This is a genomic window from Marinobacterium aestuarii, assembly GCF_001651805.1.
GTDB classification, from domain to species: domain Bacteria; phylum Pseudomonadota; class Gammaproteobacteria; order Pseudomonadales; family Balneatricaceae; genus Marinobacterium_A; species Marinobacterium_A aestuarii.
The window spans coordinates 887128-903387 of the sequence record NZ_CP015839.1 but is presented as its reverse complement, the minus strand read 5'-3'; the positions used below and the strand labels follow the sequence as shown (position 1 = coordinate 903387).

General features: G+C 59.2%; 13 protein-coding genes. 5 read left to right on the top strand and 8 right to left on the bottom strand.

What is annotated here, in order from left to right:
- The first annotated feature begins 32 nt into the window (after nucleotides 1-32).
- Nucleotides 33-1136 carry an alpha-hydroxy acid oxidase gene (locus A8C75_RS03950; RefSeq protein WP_067378416.1) on the top strand — a complete coding sequence of 368 codons (1104 nt, stop codon included), beginning with the start codon at nucleotides 33-35 and terminating at the stop codon, nucleotides 1134-1136.
- A gap of 142 nt (nucleotides 1137-1278) precedes the next feature.
- On the opposite strand, the gene A8C75_RS03945 is transcribed toward A8C75_RS03950, so the two are convergent.
- The 5 genes from A8C75_RS03945 to pobA all read right to left on the bottom strand — a co-directional run bounded on the left by A8C75_RS03945 (nucleotide 1279) and on the right by pobA (nucleotide 6606).
- The gene (locus A8C75_RS03945) at nucleotides 1279-2565 is read right to left on the bottom strand and encodes a TRAP transporter large permease (RefSeq protein ID WP_067378411.1); all 1287 of its coding nucleotides are present in this window, start codon (nucleotides 2563-2565) and stop codon (nucleotides 1279-1281) included.
- Entirely contained in the window at nucleotides 2562-3074 is a 513-nt protein-coding gene (locus A8C75_RS03940; RefSeq protein ID WP_067378409.1) for a TRAP transporter small permease, read from the bottom strand. Before A8C75_RS03940 ends, A8C75_RS03945 begins: the two co-directional genes overlap by 4 nt.
- A 73-nt stretch (nucleotides 3075-3147) precedes the next feature.
- Nucleotides 3148-4188 (bottom strand): TRAP transporter substrate-binding protein, encoded by a 1041-nt coding sequence (locus A8C75_RS03935; RefSeq protein ID WP_067378407.1) that lies wholly within the window; start codon nucleotides 4186-4188, stop codon nucleotides 3148-3150.
- A 243-nt stretch (nucleotides 4189-4431) separates the two neighbouring features.
- A complete protein-coding gene (locus A8C75_RS03930; protein ID WP_067378404.1) occupies nucleotides 4432-5352 on the bottom strand; it encodes an MBL fold metallo-hydrolase in 921 nt (306 codons plus the stop codon).
- A gap of 72 nt (nucleotides 5353-5424) precedes the next feature.
- Nucleotides 5425-6606, bottom strand: coding sequence for a 4-hydroxybenzoate 3-monooxygenase (pobA, locus tag A8C75_RS03925; RefSeq protein ID WP_067378401.1), 1182 nt, complete (start codon nucleotides 6604-6606; stop codon nucleotides 5425-5427).
- Between the two features lie 327 nt (nucleotides 6607-6933).
- Here pobA and A8C75_RS03920 point away from each other — a divergent pair, with 327 nt between their 5' ends.
- The 4 genes from A8C75_RS03920 to A8C75_RS03905 all read left to right on the top strand — a co-directional run bounded on the left by A8C75_RS03920 (nucleotide 6934) and on the right by A8C75_RS03905 (nucleotide 11652).
- On the top strand, nucleotides 6934-7863 hold the full coding sequence (locus A8C75_RS03920; protein WP_067378398.1) for a helix-turn-helix domain-containing protein: 930 nt from the start codon (nucleotides 6934-6936) through the stop codon (nucleotides 7861-7863).
- Nucleotides 7864-8196: 333 nt separating this feature from the next.
- Entirely contained in the window at nucleotides 8197-9525 is a 1329-nt protein-coding gene (locus A8C75_RS03915) for an MFS transporter (RefSeq protein WP_067378395.1), read from the top strand.
- The gene (locus tag A8C75_RS03910; protein WP_067378390.1) at nucleotides 9522-10700 is read left to right on the top strand and encodes a M20 aminoacylase family protein; all 1179 of its coding nucleotides are present in this window, start codon (nucleotides 9522-9524) and stop codon (nucleotides 10698-10700) included. The genes A8C75_RS03915 and A8C75_RS03910 overlap by 4 nt, the downstream gene beginning before the upstream one ends.
- A 43-nt stretch (nucleotides 10701-10743) precedes the next feature.
- A complete protein-coding gene (locus A8C75_RS03905; protein WP_067378388.1) occupies nucleotides 10744-11652 on the top strand; it encodes a LysR family transcriptional regulator in 909 nt (302 codons plus the stop codon).
- Between the two features lie 135 nt (nucleotides 11653-11787).
- Here A8C75_RS03905 and pntB read toward each other — a convergent pair whose 3' ends face one another.
- The 3 genes from pntB to A8C75_RS03890 form a co-directional block, all read right to left on the bottom strand.
- Entirely contained in the window at nucleotides 11788-13194 is a 1407-nt protein-coding gene (gene pntB / locus A8C75_RS03900) for a Re/Si-specific NAD(P)(+) transhydrogenase subunit beta (protein ID WP_067378386.1), read from the bottom strand.
- Nucleotides 13195-13204: 10 nt separating this feature from the next.
- Nucleotides 13205-14767, bottom strand: coding sequence for a Re/Si-specific NAD(P)(+) transhydrogenase subunit alpha (locus A8C75_RS03895; protein ID WP_067378384.1), 1563 nt, complete (start codon nucleotides 14765-14767; stop codon nucleotides 13205-13207).
- Between the two features lie 572 nt (nucleotides 14768-15339).
- Nucleotides 15340-16017: a GntR family transcriptional regulator gene (locus A8C75_RS03890; RefSeq protein ID WP_067378375.1), complete on the bottom strand. Its 678-nt coding sequence runs from the start codon at nucleotides 16015-16017 to the stop codon at nucleotides 15340-15342.
- Nucleotides 16018-16260 lie beyond the last annotated feature (243 nt).

Sequence of the window (16260 nt, the reverse complement as noted above, 5' to 3'; positions counted from 1 at the left end):
GCCCCGCCGTCAGCACAGCACGGAAAACCAGCATGCATGAACCCCTGAGCCAGATCCCCGCCGACCTCGTCAGCCTGTGCGATTACGAACGTTACGCACGCCAGCTGCTGCCCCACAGCCTGTTCGAGTACATCGCAGGCGGCGGTGCCGATGAGCTGACGCTGCAACGCAACCGCACGGCGCTCGACCGCATCCAGCTGCTGCCCAGGATACTGCGCGACGTCACCGCAGGCGCCACCCACACCCGGGTGCTGGATGAAGATCTGCGCCACCCCATACTGCTGGCGCCGGTGGCCTTTCAGCGCATGGTGCACCCGGACGGCGAACTGGCCACGGCCCGGGCCGCCGATGCCCTGGACACCCCCATGGTGGTCAGCACCCTGGCCTCCCACAGCCTGGAGGATGTTGCCGCCCAAACCCAGGCTGGAAAATGGTTTCAGCTGTATTTTCAACAGGATAGCGACTTCACCCTGTCCCTGGTACGCCGGGCCGAACAGGCCGGCTACAGCAAGCTGGTGGTCACGGTGGACGCGCCACTGCACGGCATTCGCAACCGTGCCCAGCGCGCCGGTTTCGTGCTGCCGGATGATGTCGAGGCGGTGAACCTGCGTGAGCGCCCACCGCTGCCCCGGGCCGTGCTGGAGCCGAGCCAGAGCATCGTGTTCCAGGGCATGATGAGCGAAGCCCCCGGCTGGGAGCAGTTGGAATGGCTATCTCGCCACACCCGCCTGCCGATTATCGTCAAGGGCGTGCTGCACCCCCAGGATGCCATCCGCGTGGCTGGCATGGGCCTGGCCGGCGTAATCGTCTCCAACCACGGCGGCCGTGGGCTGGACTGCGTGCCCTCCGCCATCGAGATGCTGCCGCAGATACGCGCCGCCACGGGGCCCGACTTTAGCCTGCTGCTCGATGGCGGCATCAGCCGCGGCACCGATGTGTTCAAGGCCCTGGCGCTGGGCGCCAATGCCGTGCTGCTCGGCCGCCCGCAGATCTATGCACTGGCCGTCGCCGGCGCCGTCGGTGTTGCCCATATGCTGCGCGTGCTGCGCGAAGAGCTGGAAGTGACCATGGCCCTGGCCGGCACGCCGTGCATCAGTGATATTACGCCCGAGACACTTTATCAAAGCCGTTTCTGACAGCGGTTATTGAAGGTAACGCCTAAAGCGCCAAAACGAAAAAAGCCCCCGCCACGGATCCGAAGATCCGCCGCGGAGGCAACCACAATGATCTCAATTCAGACCGGTAAAAAGCAGCCCAGCGGTACTGAAGCGATGGTGATCAGACCAGCCCCAGCGCCAGCACCGGGAACAGGATCAGCAGAATCAGGCGCAGTACATCCGACAGCACGAACGGAAATACGCCGCGAAAGATCTGCCCCATGGGCACGTCCGGTGCCACGCTTTTGATGACGAAGACGTTCATGCCGACTGGCGGAGTTATCAACCCGAGCTCCACCGTGATGACCGCCACTATGCCGAACCAGACCGGATCAAAACCTGCCTCCAGAATCAGCGGCAGTACCACCGGCACGGTCAGCAGCAGCATGGCGATGCTGTCCATGACGCAGCCCAGCAGGATAAATAGCAGCAGCACGGCAAAGAGCACGCCGTAGGGCGGCCAGCCCAGCTGACTCACGGTTTCTGTCAGAAAGAAGGAAATACGCGACACCGAGAGGAAGTAGCCGAAGATTTCCGCCCCCACGATCATAAAGAAGATCATCGCGCTCAGCGCCAGCGCCTCCTCCACCGCCGCCATAAAGCCCGCCCACTTCATGCCCCGGTACAACGCCACCAGCAGGGTGGCAAAGGCGCCTATGGCGGCCGCTTCCGTCGGGGTGAAGATGCCTGTATAGATACCGCCGATAATGATCGCAAACACGAACATGAAAGGTACGAAGCCCCACATGCCGACGATCTTCTGTTTCAGCGTGGTCGGCTCACCGGCCCGCGCCAGTTGCGGATAGAAGTACACCAGCAGGGCAATGGTGGCGCAGTAGAGCAGCAGCCCCAGAATGCCGGGTATTAGGCCTGCAATAAACATGTCGCCCACCGACTGTTCGGTGATCAGCGCATAGAGCAGCAGGGCGATACTGGGCGGAATCATGATCCCCAGGGTCCCGCCCGCCGCCAGGGTGCCGGTGGCCAGGGAGTCGGCATAACCGTGCCTGCGCATCTCCGGCAACGCCACTCGCGCCATGCTCGCCGCCGTGGCCACCGAGGAGCCAGAAATGGCAGAAAAGGTACCGCAGGCCGAGACCGCCGCCAGTGCCATGCCACCACGCCAGCCGCCGAACAGGGAGCGCGCGGCATTGAACAGCTCGCTGGACATATTGGCATGGGACGCCAGCACACCCATCAACAGAAACATCGGAATAGGGCTGAAGCTGTAGTTGCTCAGGGTTTCAAAGGGCCCGGCCTCCAGAATAGCGAACGCCGGATCAAAGGCGACGATGGTGCCAAAGCCGATAACCCCGGTGGCCGCCATCGCCAGGGCGATAGGGCAACGCAGCGCTATCATCACCAGCATCAGGCCCATGCAGACGAGACCGATCAGGGGTGCACTCATGCCGTTACTTCCTTCTTGCCCATTAATTCCAGAATCCCGCAGCTAAAGCCGCGCAGGGCCAGTACCGCCAGCGCAATGGCGGACACCAGATACATGGGCGCCAGTGGCAGCAGCAGGTCCTGGGTCAGCTCGCCGCTCATGCGGGAGGCCTCGGCGGCCTCAAGAAAGCGCCAGCACAGCAGGGCGCCGAACACGCCGAAGCAAAAGGTGTAGAAACCATCGAACCAGCGCAGCTGGGATGCCGGCATCTTGTGGGTGAACAGATCCACCACTATCTGGCCCTTGTCGACGGTATGGGGGAAGGCAAACAGCATGGCAAACAGCAGGCCGTACTTCACCAGCTCGATACCGCCGACGAAGGTCAGGTCCACCGCGCCCTCGGTCATGGCAAACAGACTGCGCGCAGCCACATCCGCCACCACACTGAACATCATCATGACCAGCAGCAGGCCGCTGATCCGGTACAGGATCAGCGCCATCGTATCGATTGCCTTGATCAGCCACTTCATATCGCATACCTCGCGCCAGGGATTGAATACCACAAGGCCGCGCCCTCAGTGGAAGGAGCGGCCTTGAGCGGCCTTAGTTGTCGCAGCTGAGGCTGAGCTCTTTGGCGCGGGCGAAGACATCCCGTGCGGCCAGGCCGCGACCTTCAAGGTCGGCCAGGTAGCCTTCGGTGGCCTTGTCGAGTACGGGCTTCCAGGCTGCATTCTCAGTGCCGCCTTCCAGCGTAATAATCTCGTGACCTTCAGCAACGGCTTCGGCACGTCCCTTGGCGTCGAGTTCATCAAACTTGACCGCCTGCTTCTGTGCCCACTCCTTGCCGGAGTGCTGATCAACGATCTGCTGCAGATCGGCCGGCATGCCGTCGTAGACACCCTTGTTCATGGTCACCACGAACGACAGCGTATAGAGGCCCAGTTCCGTGTGATATTTCGCCTGTTCATTCAGACGAAAGCTGGTCATGGCTTCCCAGGGCATGGCAACGCCATCAATCACGCCGCGCTGCAAGGAGGGATAGGTCTCGGGTGCCGGCATGCCAACCGGCTGAGCTCCCAGACCTTCCAGCATATCGGCGACCACTGTGGTCGGGCGGCGAATTTTCAGCCCCGCCAGATCTTCAGGCGTCTTGATGGCTTTCTCGCGGCTGTGAATATCGCCAGGGCCGTGGGTAAACAGAAAGAGCACATGGGTATCGTCGTATTCGCTGCTGATCAGGCCCTCGTCGTACAGCGACTGGATCACGCAGGAGCCCTGGGTGGCGGTCTTGGCCAGCCCCGGCAGCTCAACCACCTGGGTCAACGGAAAACGGTTGGCGCTATACCCCTGCACGGTGGCGGTGATATCGGCGATGCGATTCTTCACCGCATCGTAGCTCTGGGGCGCCTTGGCCAAGGTCTGGGAGGGGTAAAACTCAACCTTGATGCGGCCATCGGAGGCGGTTTCCAGCGACTTACCCCAGGCTTCAAAGCCTGCATGCACGCCTGAGCTCGCCGGCCAGAAATGGGCAAAACGCAGATTGAAGTCGGCGGCCATGGCATTACTGAATGGCAGCAGGCTCAGCAGCGCCGTGGCAGCTGCAGTTTTGGCGCTTGTCTTGGCAATTGTGGTCAATTTTTTCATGGGTTTACCTGTCTATTGTTGTTATAGCAATGGCGCCACAGCCGGGCTGTCTGACTCGACAGAACCCTGCTCGAAAACGGCGCTCCTCGCTCGGAGGAAGAGCGACTCTGCAAGCAGAAAGTCAACTCTATTCAAAGACTTTGGCCTTGTGCCTGGCGGCATTCAAGCTAAGTCCTGCCGGTGTGTTTCACTAATGATTTTATTGCCTTGTCACATATCACTTTCGATATGCGAACCCTGCCCTCAGAAAACATCCAGATCCTTGGCCAGCACCACCTTGCCGTCATAGCCCTGCTGCACTTCTGTCAGGGTAGACTCGATCGGAGCACCGTAATGCAGCACATGGGTCAGCACCAGTACTCCAGGCTTTGCAGTGGTCGCCAGTTTGGCCAGCTCGCTGGTTTTGGTGTGGGAGCTGCCATGATAGCGCTGCCAGAATTCAGGCAGTTTCGACAGACCCGCTTCATTGATCACCTCATGCACCAGTACATCGGCACCTTTGGCTATTTCGGCGAGCTTTTCGCTGTAGGCGGTATCGCCGGATATCACCACCACCTTGTCGGGCGTGGTGATCTTGTAGCCAAAAGCCGGCTCAATACTGCCATGGGGCACACTGAAGGCTTCGATCCTTACGTCGCCATCCTGCACAACCCAGCCACCCTCGCTGTACTCATTCACCTTGACCTGATAGAAGGTCGGGTTTTCGACCGGCTGATGGCCATCGGTGCGCAGCTCTATATCCCGCGCCAGCATGGCATAGTAGCCATCGGTCATTGCCTGCAGGCCGGTGGGGCCATAGGCGTTCAGCTGCTCGGTGCGCCGCCACCAGTAGGTCGCGGCCAGTTCCGCGTAATCCAGCACATGATCACTGTGCAGATGGGTCAGAAAGACATGCTTGATGTTGGTCGGATAGAGCGCCTTGATACCCTTTTTCTGCGCCGCTTCGATGGCGCGCTGCACCATGCCACCGCCGGCATCAAACACATAGGCCTGGTCGTTATAGATGACCGCGGCCGAGGGGCCTGAACGGTCAGCATCCGGCACGGGCGTGCCGGTGCCAAGGATAACGACATCGGTCTGCGCCTGGGCCGAAGGTGCCAGCAAAGGCAGGACGGCCAGGGTCGCAAAGAGCAAGACGGATAATTGAGTTCTGAGCTTTATCATTGTTGTACTCCTCTCATGAAAGCAGACTAGCAGCCTGTCGGGCTTGGTCGGTCGTGAATCCGTTGATAAGCGTTATTCGATCGCTTCGTAAGGCAGGCCGACGTAGTTCTCGGCGATGGTGCGACGACCGGCATCGGACTGGGTGTAGTACTCAAGCTCGGCCTGCTGCATGCGCTGGGAAAAGGCATCACCATCAAAACGGTGCAGCAGGGAGGTCATCCACCAGCTGAAACGCTCGGCCTTCCAGATGCGACGCAGGCAGATCTCGGAGTACTTCTCCAGCAGTTCGGGGCGGTCTTCCTGATAGTTTTTGCGCATGACGTGGTACAGGGTGTAGACATCACTGGCGGCCAGATTCAGCCCCTTGGCGCCGGTGGGCGGCACTATGTGGGCGGCATCACCGACCAGAAAGAGGTTGCCGAATTTCATCGGCTCTGCGACAAAGCTGCGCAGCGGCGCGATGCTTTTCTCGATCGACGGGCCCGTCACGAGCTGCGCTGCAGTCTCCTGCGGCAAACGTGACTTGAGCTCGCTCCAGAAACGCGTGTCGTCCCAGGCATTGATGTCAGTGTCGAGCGGCGCCTGTATATAGTAACGACTGCGGGTCTCGGAACGCTGGCTGCACAGCGCAAAGCCCCGCTCGTGGTTGGCATAGATCAGCTCGTGTGCCACCGGCGGCGTATCGGACAGTACCCCCAGCCAGCCGAACGGATAGACGCGTTCGAAAATTTTCAGCTTGTCCTGGGGCACGGACTTGCGCGAAACACCGTGGTAGCCGTCGCAACCGGCGATGTAGTCGCACTCAAGCTCCACCGTCTCGCCATCCTTGACGAAGGTAACGCGCGGACTGTCGCTGTACATATCGTGCAGCTGTACGTCGCTGGCCTCGTAGATACTTTTAGCACCGCATTTGGCACGGGCTTCCATCAGGTCGCGGGTCACTTCGGTCTGGCCGTAGACCATCACGGTCTTGCCGCCGGTCAGACCCTTGAGATCTATACGCTCACGGCGGCCACTGAACGCCAGTTCAAAACCATCGTGTACCAGCCCTTCGCGATCCATGCGCCCGGATGCCTGCGCCTCACGCAGCAGATCCACTGTCCCCTGCTCCAGTACACCCGCGCGGATACGCCCCAGCACATAGTCCGGGCTGCGGGCTTCCAGTATCACAGTATCGATGCCCTGCAGATGTAGCAGCTGCCCCAGCAAAAGACCCGAGGGGCCTGCTCCGATAATCGCAACCTGGGTTTTCATGGCATGATCTCCACTGTGATTTTTATTCGTTGCGGCTGCAGCCGTACCGGGCCGAGCCGTTGATATGCCTCTATAGTCGGCCTATGCAGCGATTGAAGGAATTCACATTTCCCGTAAAAACTTGTACTTTTCGTTCATGATAGCCTTCCAGCCATCAAGGCAACGCAGCTACCCTGCGCTTCAGCCTGCGCTGCTTATGATAGAAACCATAGGCCGCTTGCAGGTATTTTCAAGATCAGCAGAAGGCAACCCAAAGACGCCCAAGCTGTACTTTTACGCAGGACGCCACCCCAGCGATTCCTTCAATCAATACAGCAGGCCGGTCCCGTGACAGCACCCACCCGTTCCCGCACAGCCTCAGACCAGGCGCAGATTCCGCACTTCAGCCTCTATGGCGAAGCCGGCACCATTGAAGACCCGGCCTTTGTGCATATTGAAAACATCACCAGCCGCAGCAGCGTGCATGGCTGGGTCATCAAGCCACACCGCCACGGTCGCATGTTTCAGATGATCTGCATGTTTTCAGGCGGTGTAGAGGTCCAGCTGGACGAAAAGGTACATAGGCTGGAAGGCCCCTGGGCCATCACCATTCCGCCCGGTGCCGTGCATGGGTTTCGTTTCGAGCCGGACACCCTCGGCATGGTGCTGACACTGGCCGAGCCCATGCTCAGCGATGCATCCTACAGCCGCAGCCAGCCCTATTTCGAACCCCTGCTCAGCACCCCCATGACCATCGCCTTCGAGCAGAACGGGCCACATTTCGCGCAGCTGCAGCACTTGTTGCGCCAGATCGACTGGGAGTTTAACCGCCCCGATACCGGCCGCGCCCTGATGTGCGAATGGCTGGCCCAGGCGGTACTGATGACGCTGCGGCGCCAGCTTGACCTGCACGGCCTGTCGGCAGAATCGGCCAGCACCCCCAGCGCCACCCTCGCCGCCTTCCGCCAGCAGGTCGAGGCGCATTTTCGCGACCACAGGACCGTGGTCGAGTACGCCGACAGCCTGGGCACCTCAGCTGCCCGGCTCAACCGCCTGTGCAAGCAACTGCTCGCCAAGACCGCCAAAGCCGTGCCACAGGAGCGCCTGCTGCTCGAAACCAAGCGCCGCCTGATCTATACCCGCAGCAACCTGGATGAAATTGCCTACGACCTGGGCTTCCAGGATCCGGCCTATTTCTCCCGCTTCTTCAAGCGCGCCACCGGCCTCACCCCCGGCCGCTTTCGCAGCGAAAACAACTTCGATACCACGCCGGAATAAACTAAATTTATGAATAATAGTTATATACATAACCAAAAATAGACAGCCGCCACCGAGCTCGACCCACCGACACTTTCACTACCGTATCGCCGCCCACCCCGCCGCTTCGACCTAACAATCACCAAAATACGTCCTACTTAAAGCCACCAAAGCAGATCCAAGCAACATCCCTAAAGCCGTACATTTCAATTTAAATACCCGCCACAGAAACACATTTTAACGAATACCAATAATTTTTAGTTCAGAGCCAATTCCTGCGCGCTCTGTATTATCGAAAACCAGCATGCTGACAATTTCATTCCATATGTATCCAATAACAAGCAGGAAAAGACTATGAGCGGCACTCTGGAAGTAACCTTACCGCTGGGGGAAACGGCTTCGGCCCGACCCGCCAAAACGGCACGTAAAAACGTAATCGCCATCTCGGTCGGCAATGGCCTCGAGATGTATGACTTCACCGTCTACAGCTTTTTCGCCGCCGTCATCGGCCAGCTGTTTTTCAACGTCGAAAGCCCGGCTGTCGCCTTGCTGCTATCGCTGGCCACCTTCGGCGTCGGCTTTGTCATGCGTCCCCTCGGCGCCGTGTTGATTGGCAACTACGCCGACCGCCACGGTCGCAAGGCGGCCCTCACGCTGACCATAGCGCTGATGACACTGGGCACCGCGCTGATCGCGCTAACACCTACCTATGACAGTATCGGCCTGGCAGCAACAGTGCTGCTGGTATTGGGGCGGCTACTGCAAGGCCTCTCGGCCGGTGGCGAGATTGGTGCCGCCTCCGCCGCCCTGATGGAATCGGACAACCGTCACCGCCGCTGTTACATGGTCAGCTGGCAGCTCGCCAGCCAGGGCGCAGCCGCACTGGCCGGTGCCCTGGTGGGCTTTGCCATTAACGGCCTGCTGGAAGAAAATGAGATCCTCGCCTGGGGCTGGCGGATTCCGTTTATCCTCGGCCTGCTTATCGGCCCGGTCGGGCTCTATATACGCCGCAACCTGGACGAAACCCACACGGGCACCAGCACCGAGGCATCGCCCATCAAGACCGTGCTGAAAACCCAGTGGCGCACCATCATCTGCGGCATGCTGATGATCTGGGCCGGTACCGCCTCGATGTATATCGAAGTGTTTTACATGCCGACCTACCTGATCCGCGAGCTCAACTACCCAGCCACCACCGCCTTTGCCGTTGCCGTGCTCGCGGGCCTGACACTCTTTATCCTGCCTCCGATACTGGGCCGTTTTTGCGACCGCCTACACAGTCGCAAGACCCTGCCATTGATCGGCCTGGCACTGACCTTCGTCCTGATCTACCCGGCGTTCGCGCTGCTGCACAACACCACCGCCCTGTGGCAGGCACTGCTGATTATCGGTGTACTGATCACCCTGTTCGCTACTGTCTCGTCCTCCCTCTTCGTACTGATCATGGAAGCCTTTCGCCAGCAGTATCGTGCCAGCGGCATGTCAGCCATCTATGGCTTCGGTGTCACCGTCTTTGGTGGATTCACGCCACTGCTGGTCTCGATGCTGATCGTCTGGAGTGGCGACAAGATGGCGCCGGCCTATTACCTCATGCTCGCGGTAGTAGTGAGCAGCATTGCCATGTGGCGCTTTCCCACACCAACCCGTGCAGACAATCAGCACACAGCAGGAGCCCTCCAATGACCCGACTGATTGAAAACCCCGACTTCCTGCACAGCTGCGCAGAATTCGTGCGTATTCGCCAGGATATCCATGCCCATCCGGAACTCGGCGCCGAGGTGCCGCGCACTTCCGCGCTGGTCGCCCGCCTACTGCAAGACTGGGGCTACGAGACCCACACCGGCATCGGCGGTCAGGGAGTGGTCGGCGTACTACATAACGGCACCGGCAGCCGCAGTATCGGCCTGCGGGCCGACATGGATGCCCTGCCTATGCAGGAGCGCACCGGCCTAGCCCATGCGAGCACTATCGATGGTCGCATGCATGCCTGTGGTCACGACGGTCATACCGCTATCCTGCTGGCAGCGGCCCAGTATCTGGCCCACAACCGCCACTTCGACGGCACCCTTAACCTGATATTTCAGCCCGATGAAGAAGGCCTGAGCGGGGCCAAGGCGATGATCGAGGACGGCCTGTTCGAGCGCTTCCCCTGCGATGCGGTCTATGCGCTGCACAATATGCCGGGCAAGGAGGTTGGCCACGGCGTCGCCAGGGCCGGCGTCTTCATGGCCTCGTCGGATCGCGTCGAAATTCGCCTGCAGGGCAAAGGCGGTCATGCCGCCCTGCCCCATCTTTCGATCGACCCGACTCCGGCCCTGGCCAGCATAGTGCTGGCACTGCAAACCATCATTTCACGCAACCTTGACCCCATAGAAGCGGCGGTACTCAGCATCGGCAAGCTTGAAGCCGGCACCGCCTCCAATGTGATACCGGATCAGGCTTCGCTAACACTATCAGTGCGTGCTCTCACGCCCGAGAGCCGGGAACTACTGGAAAAACGCATTCGCGAAATAGTCCAGGGTCAGTGCAGCGCCTATGGCATCGATGCTCATATCGAGTACCACCGCCTGGTACCACCACTGCAAAACAGCGCTGAGCAAACCCAGCTGGTGCACGACTGCATCAGTGATGTCCTGGGCGCCGATTTTGTAGAGGGAAGTGAGGCCCAGCCACTCATGGGCAGCGAAGATTTTGCCTGGATGCTGAAGGAAAGGCCGGGGTGCTACTTCCTGCTGGCCAACGGCACCGGTGACTGGGTCGGTTGCTCAGTACACAACCCCCACTATGATTTCAACGATCGACTGGTGCCGCTCGGTGCCGCCTGCTGGGTCGAGCTGGTCAACCGCTATCTTTGCTGACCTCGACAGGTGACCTGCAGCTAGCCCGGTGTAGAATAACGCCATGAAAACCCATCACTTAAGAGCTTTTCTGGCGGTTCACGAAGCCGGCAGCCTGCAGGCCGCCGCACGGCAACTGCATATAACCCAGCCCGCTCTGAGCAAGGCGATCAAGGAGCTGGAAAACCAGTATGGCGTCAGCCTGTTCAACCGCAGTGCTCACGGCATCACCCTGACTCCCTATGGCCAGCGCCTGCTCGGCTATGCCCGCCTGATGCAGGAAACGGCTCGACGGGCACAGCAGGATCTGGAAAGCATGCAAGGGGCGCTGAACAGCGAAGTGACTATCGGCATAACCCCGGTGTCGTCGCTGCTCAAGCCGCTGGTTGGCAGTCTTAACGAATTTCAGCGCCGCCACCCCGCTGCCAAACTGCGTATTCTGGAGATGCGCCCGGCGCAGCTACTGGAACAGCTGCGCCAGGGCGGCATCGACTTCGCCATCACATCCCAGGTGCCCGTGATGGAAAGCGCACTGGAATGGCAACCCATCTGCCGCATTCCCAATGTCGTAGTGGTACGCAAGGATCACCCCTTGCGCAAGACAAGGTCGCTGCGCGCATTGCAGCAGACCGGCTGGATCACCCTAGATCCGCCGCAGGATCAGAGCACCTATTATTACCAGCTATTTGCTGTCAATGGCGTGCCGCTACCGACCAGCGTGCGGGAATGCACCTCAATGACGCTGGCGCGCATGCTGCTTCAAAGCACCGACCTGGCTGCGCTTTACTCCCTCGAAGCGCTGGAATTCGACCATATCAAGGCAGAGCTGAGCATAGTACCGCTGGTCGAAAACATTCCCGACAGCCTGATTTCAATGGTGACACCCAAGCGCGACATCATGACCCAAGCCGCCACAGAGCTGTTCCGAATCCTGCTTGAGGATATGCGCAAACGCTATCCGGAATTTTCATAGGCTCTGTTAGCCTGTGTAAATAGGACCTGACAGGCTGTCGCTCCTATTGAGCCGCGCCCATAAAAAATGCCAGTCAATGGACTGGCATTTTTTATCGTCTAGCCCTCCTCGCGAAGGGCGCACCTTTCGCCGCTTTTAGTGACTCAGGAACTTCAGCACCGCATCGACGCTTTCCTTCGCATCGCCGAACAGCATGCGCGTGTTGTCCTTGTAGAACAGCGGGTTATCAACGCCGGCGTAGCCGGTACCCATGCTGCGCTTGAGCACGATGGTGGTCTTGCCTTTCCAGGGCTCCAGCACCGGCATGCCGGCAATGGGGCTGTCAGGCACTTCCTGCGCCGCAGGGTTAACGATGTCATTGGCACCGATCACGATGGACACATCCACCTTGGAGAAGTCACCGTTGATTTCGTCCATTTCGTAGACGATATCGTAGGGCACCCGGGCTTCGGCCAGCAGCACGTTCATGTGGCCCGGCATGCGCCCGGCCACCGGGTGAATACCAAAGCGTACGTTGACGCCCTTGTCACGCAGCTTCTTGGTGATTTCGTAGACGATATGCTGCGCCTGCGCCACCGCCATGCCGTAACCCGGCACTATCATGACTTCACGGGCGTTTTCCAGCAGGTCTGCCGCTTCTTCCGCCTCTATCGGTTTAACATCACCGGCTTCGCCGGCAGGACCCGCCGCGGCGCCGCTCTTGCTGGCGCCGGTGCCAAAACCACCGAGGATGACATTGACGAACTTGCGGTTCATCGCCTTGCACATAATGTAGCTGAGGATGGCACCGCTGGAACCCACCAGGGCACCGACCACGATCAGCAGGTCATTGCCGAGCATGAAGCCCATGGCCGCTGCGGCCCAGCCGGAGTAGCTGTTGAGCATCGACACCACCACCGGCATGTCGGCACCACCGATGGCCATGACCATGTGCACGCCGAACAGCAGCGCCAGCAGGGTCATCAGGAGCAACCAGACGGTACCGCCACCCAGGGCGGACTGCTGGACGAAGAGCACACCAAACCAGATCGACAGTAGCAGCAGGCCTACGTTAAACAGATGCCGACCCGGCAGCTGCAGTGGCTTGCCGCTGATCTTGGCGCTGAGCTTGAGGTAGGCCGCCACCGAACCTGAGAGGGTCACGGCACCGATGAGGATGCCGATATAGGTTTCAACATCGTGAATGGTTTTCTCGACACCGCTGATGTCAGCGCCGTGATCCAGCGCATTGGCAAAACCGACGCACACCGCCGCCAGGCCCACCAGGCTGTGCAGAATCGCCACCAGCTCCGGCATCTGGGTCATCTCGACCTTTTTCGCCAGATACCAGCCGATACCGCCGCCGGCAAGCATGCCAACAATGAGCGCGAAGCGATTGTCGGTGACCAGGCCGAAAATGGTGACGACCAATGCCAGCCCCATGCCCAGCATGCCGTAGAGATTGCCCCGGCGCGCGCTTTCCTGGTGGCTGAGGCCACCGAGCGCCAGGATGAACAGTGCACTGGCACCGATATAGGACGCTGTGATTACACCTGTACTCATCGTATTGGCCTTATTTCCTGAACATGCGCAGCATGCGCTGAGTCACGGCGAAACCACCGACTATGTTGATGCTGGTGATAAACACCGCCAGCGTCGACAGCACCACGACCAGCGTGCTGTCGCTGGAGATCTGAATCAGTGCCCCTATAACGATGATGCTACTGATAGCGTTGGTCACACTCATCAGCGGCGTGTGCAGCGAATGGGACACGCCCCAGACCACCATGTAGCCGACAAAACAGGACAGCACGAACACCGTCAAGTGGCCGATAAAGGCCGGTGGCGCCACGGCACCCAGGCCAAACAGCACCAGGCCGGCGACTGCCAGCGGTATCAGGAAGGCCAGCGGGTGCGCCGGTTTTGCAGCTGGCTTTGGCATCGCGGCCTTCGCCTTGTCGCCCATATCCGCCTTGGGTGCGGCGGAAATACGCGGTGCAGGCGGCGGCCAGGTGACATTGCCTTCCTTCACCACTGTGGCGCCACGGATGACTTCGTCGTCCATGTTGACGACGATTTCGCCGTCCTTCTGCGGGCACAAATCGGTCAGCAGATGGCGCAGGTTGGTGGCGTACAGCTGGCTCGACTGAGCCGCCAGGCGGCTCGGCAGGTTAGTATAGCCGATCAGGGTAACACCGTGGCGCACCACCACCTCGTTGGCGACGGTCAGCTTGCAGTTGCCACCCGCCTCGGCCGCCAGATCGACGATCACGCTGCCGGGCTTCATGCAGGTGACCATGCCTTCGGTGATCAGCTCGGGCGCAGCGCGGCCCGGGATCAGCGCCGTGGTGATGATGATATCCACCTCCTCGGCCTGGGCCGCGAACAGCGCCATCTCGGCCTTGATGAACTCGGCGCTCATGGTCTTGGCATAACCGCCCTCGCCGCTGCCATCCTCATCCTTGAAGTCCAGCATCAGGAACTCGGCGTCCATGCTCTCGACCTGTTCCTTCACCTCGGGACGGGTATCGAAAGCACGCACGATGGCGCCCATGCTCTTGGCCGCACCTATGGCTGCAAGACCCGCGACACCGGCACCGATGACCAGCACCTTGGCCGGCGGAATCTTGCCGGCGGCGGTGATCTGGCCGGTAAAGAAACGGCCAAAATGCTGCGCCGCCTCAACCACCGCACGATAACCGGCGATATTGGCCATGGAGCTCAGGGCATCCATTTTCTGGGCGCGGGAAATACGCGGCACTGAATCCATCGCCAGCGCCGTAACACCGCGCTCAGACAGCGCCTGCAGCAGCTCGGGGTTTTGCGCAGGATAGAGGAAACTGATCAGGGTCTGACCCTTGCGCAGCAGTTCAACGCCATAAAAACCCAGCTCCGGATGCTGACTGGGCGGGCGCACCTTCATAATAATATCGGACGAACGCCAGAGTTCTTTCGGGTCTTCGATAATCTCGACGCCGGCTTCGCGATACTGGTCATCGTCGAAATGGGCGGCTTCGCCTGCTCGGGTTTCAATCGCCAGGCTAAAGCCCAGCTTTTGCAATTGGCCGGCCACCTCGGGGGTAAGCGCAACCCGCTTTTCCCCTTCGTCGATCTCTTTAGGGACACCTATTCGCATCTCTTTTTACACTCCGCAATACCAAAGGTTTTCAAAAACGGACGGCGCTGCCCAAAGCTGGACAAGGCACCTGAAATTCGCGTACCGGCCATAGACGTACGGTCATTGCCGTACAGACAGCTGATGTCACTCGATTATGCCGTGATTCGGACGCCACCATCTCACCAATAACGACACCTGATTGTCTTTGAACAAGGTGGCCAACAACTCCTGACGACCGAGCTGGGGTCTAATTTAGCTTAATGTATGTGTTTCAATTGTTTCAGTCGAGGGGGAATTGTAACTTTTTTAGTTATTTTTTAGGATTAGTCCTTTAGCCATAATAGATTTCTTATAGCTGCAATAAAGTTCGTCTTTTCCATAATTATATTTCCGACTTTTCCGGCCACAACCCCATTATATATAGCAGAGATTAGGCAGACTTTTATCGACCCAGGCCACACGGGAAGCTATTTAAACTGACCGACTGGTTAATTAAAGGTAATTAATGTTTAAAGTTGGGTGACAATCCATATCACCCAACAGGACGCTCCTGCTTTTCAGGAGCGCTAGGCCGAGTATTGTCCAAGAGGCTACCCGTCTGCTTTTGTATCCGGAAACAGGGTTTCGACGACGCGGCTATTGGAGTGCTCGATATGCGCGCGCAGTAACTCGCAGGCGGCCTCTTCATCGCGGCGAAAGGCCGCTTCCATGATCAGCTCGTGCTCGTCTACTTCCGCGGGGCCTTCGCGCAGATTAATCAGGGACAGGCGACGAAAGCGCTCGGACTGATCATATAGTGTTGAGATGAAACGCAGCTGCCATTTGGACGGGCACTGGGCGATCAGCGCCATGTGAAAACGGCGATTTTCGCGAATCAGCTCACCAGCCCTCTCCTTTAATTGCCCCTGGGCTGCGCGGCGCACGCTCAGTTCACGGTGCCTAGCACCAGCAATACCTGCTTCCCAATCGAGGTCGCCGTGGCGGATGGACTGGCGAAACGCATCCACTTCCAGCATGACACGCAGGCGCGCCACTTCCAGAAACTCCTCCACCGACACCGGCGCTGCCCAGTAACCGCGCTGGCCCTTGCGAACAACCAGCCCCTCCGCCGCCAGGCGGGAAAGAGCTTCACGCACCGGCGCTGCGCTGGATTCATAGCGAGCCGACAGGTGACTGATGGACAGCTTGCTGGCAGGCTCAATGGAGCCATCCAGAATGTCATTGCGCAGCTGCTGACAGGTGCTGCTGTTCTCGTCGTCAGTGTTCATTGCTGTACCGGTCTGGGCCTGCGCAGGAACGCGGCACCCTTTGTTCAAGTAGGGGCCTAAGCTAACAAGATCGGCATTGAAAGCCAATCGCCGCATTTCAATGAAGTATTGCGGCTGCGACAAGTAACATCACATATAAAAATAGATATTATTAAACTAATTAAGTAGTATTTAACAATAAAGATATGGCACTTGATCGCGATATCAAACCAGCCCTGCCCGAGCCCCGCTGCACAACCGAGC

Bases quoted from the DNA above. Each gene is read 5' to 3' on its own strand.
- A8C75_RS03950 (WP_067378416.1), top strand. From the start codon at position 33: ATGCATGAACCCCTGAGCCAGATCCCCGCCGACCTCGTCAGCCTGTGC.
- A8C75_RS03945 (WP_067378411.1), bottom strand. From the start codon at position 2,565: ATGAGTGCACCCCTGATCGGTCTCGTCTGCATGGGCCTGATGCTGGTG.
- A8C75_RS03940 (WP_067378409.1), bottom strand. From the start codon at position 3,074: ATGAAGTGGCTGATCAAGGCAATCGATACGATGGCGCTGATCCTGTAC.
- A8C75_RS03935 (WP_067378407.1), bottom strand. From the start codon at position 4,188: ATGAAAAAATTGACCACAATTGCCAAGACAAGCGCCAAAACTGCAGCT.
- A8C75_RS03930 (WP_067378404.1), bottom strand. From the start codon at position 5,352: ATGATAAAGCTCAGAACTCAATTATCCGTCTTGCTCTTTGCGACCCTG.
- pobA (WP_067378401.1), bottom strand. From the start codon at position 6,606: ATGAAAACCCAGGTTGCGATTATCGGAGCAGGCCCCTCGGGTCTTTTG.
- A8C75_RS03915 (WP_067378395.1), top strand. From the start codon at position 8,197: ATGAGCGGCACTCTGGAAGTAACCTTACCGCTGGGGGAAACGGCTTCG.
- A8C75_RS03910 (WP_067378390.1), top strand. From the start codon at position 9,522: ATGACCCGACTGATTGAAAACCCCGACTTCCTGCACAGCTGCGCAGAA.
- A8C75_RS03905 (WP_067378388.1), top strand. From the start codon at position 10,744: ATGAAAACCCATCACTTAAGAGCTTTTCTGGCGGTTCACGAAGCCGGC.
- pntB (WP_067378386.1), bottom strand. From the start codon at position 13,194: ATGAGTACAGGTGTAATCACAGCGTCCTATATCGGTGCCAGTGCACTG.
- A8C75_RS03895 (WP_067378384.1), bottom strand. From the start codon at position 14,767: ATGCGAATAGGTGTCCCTAAAGAGATCGACGAAGGGGAAAAGCGGGTT.
- A8C75_RS03890 (WP_067378375.1), bottom strand. From the start codon at position 16,017: ATGAACACTGACGACGAGAACAGCAGCACCTGTCAGCAGCTGCGCAAT.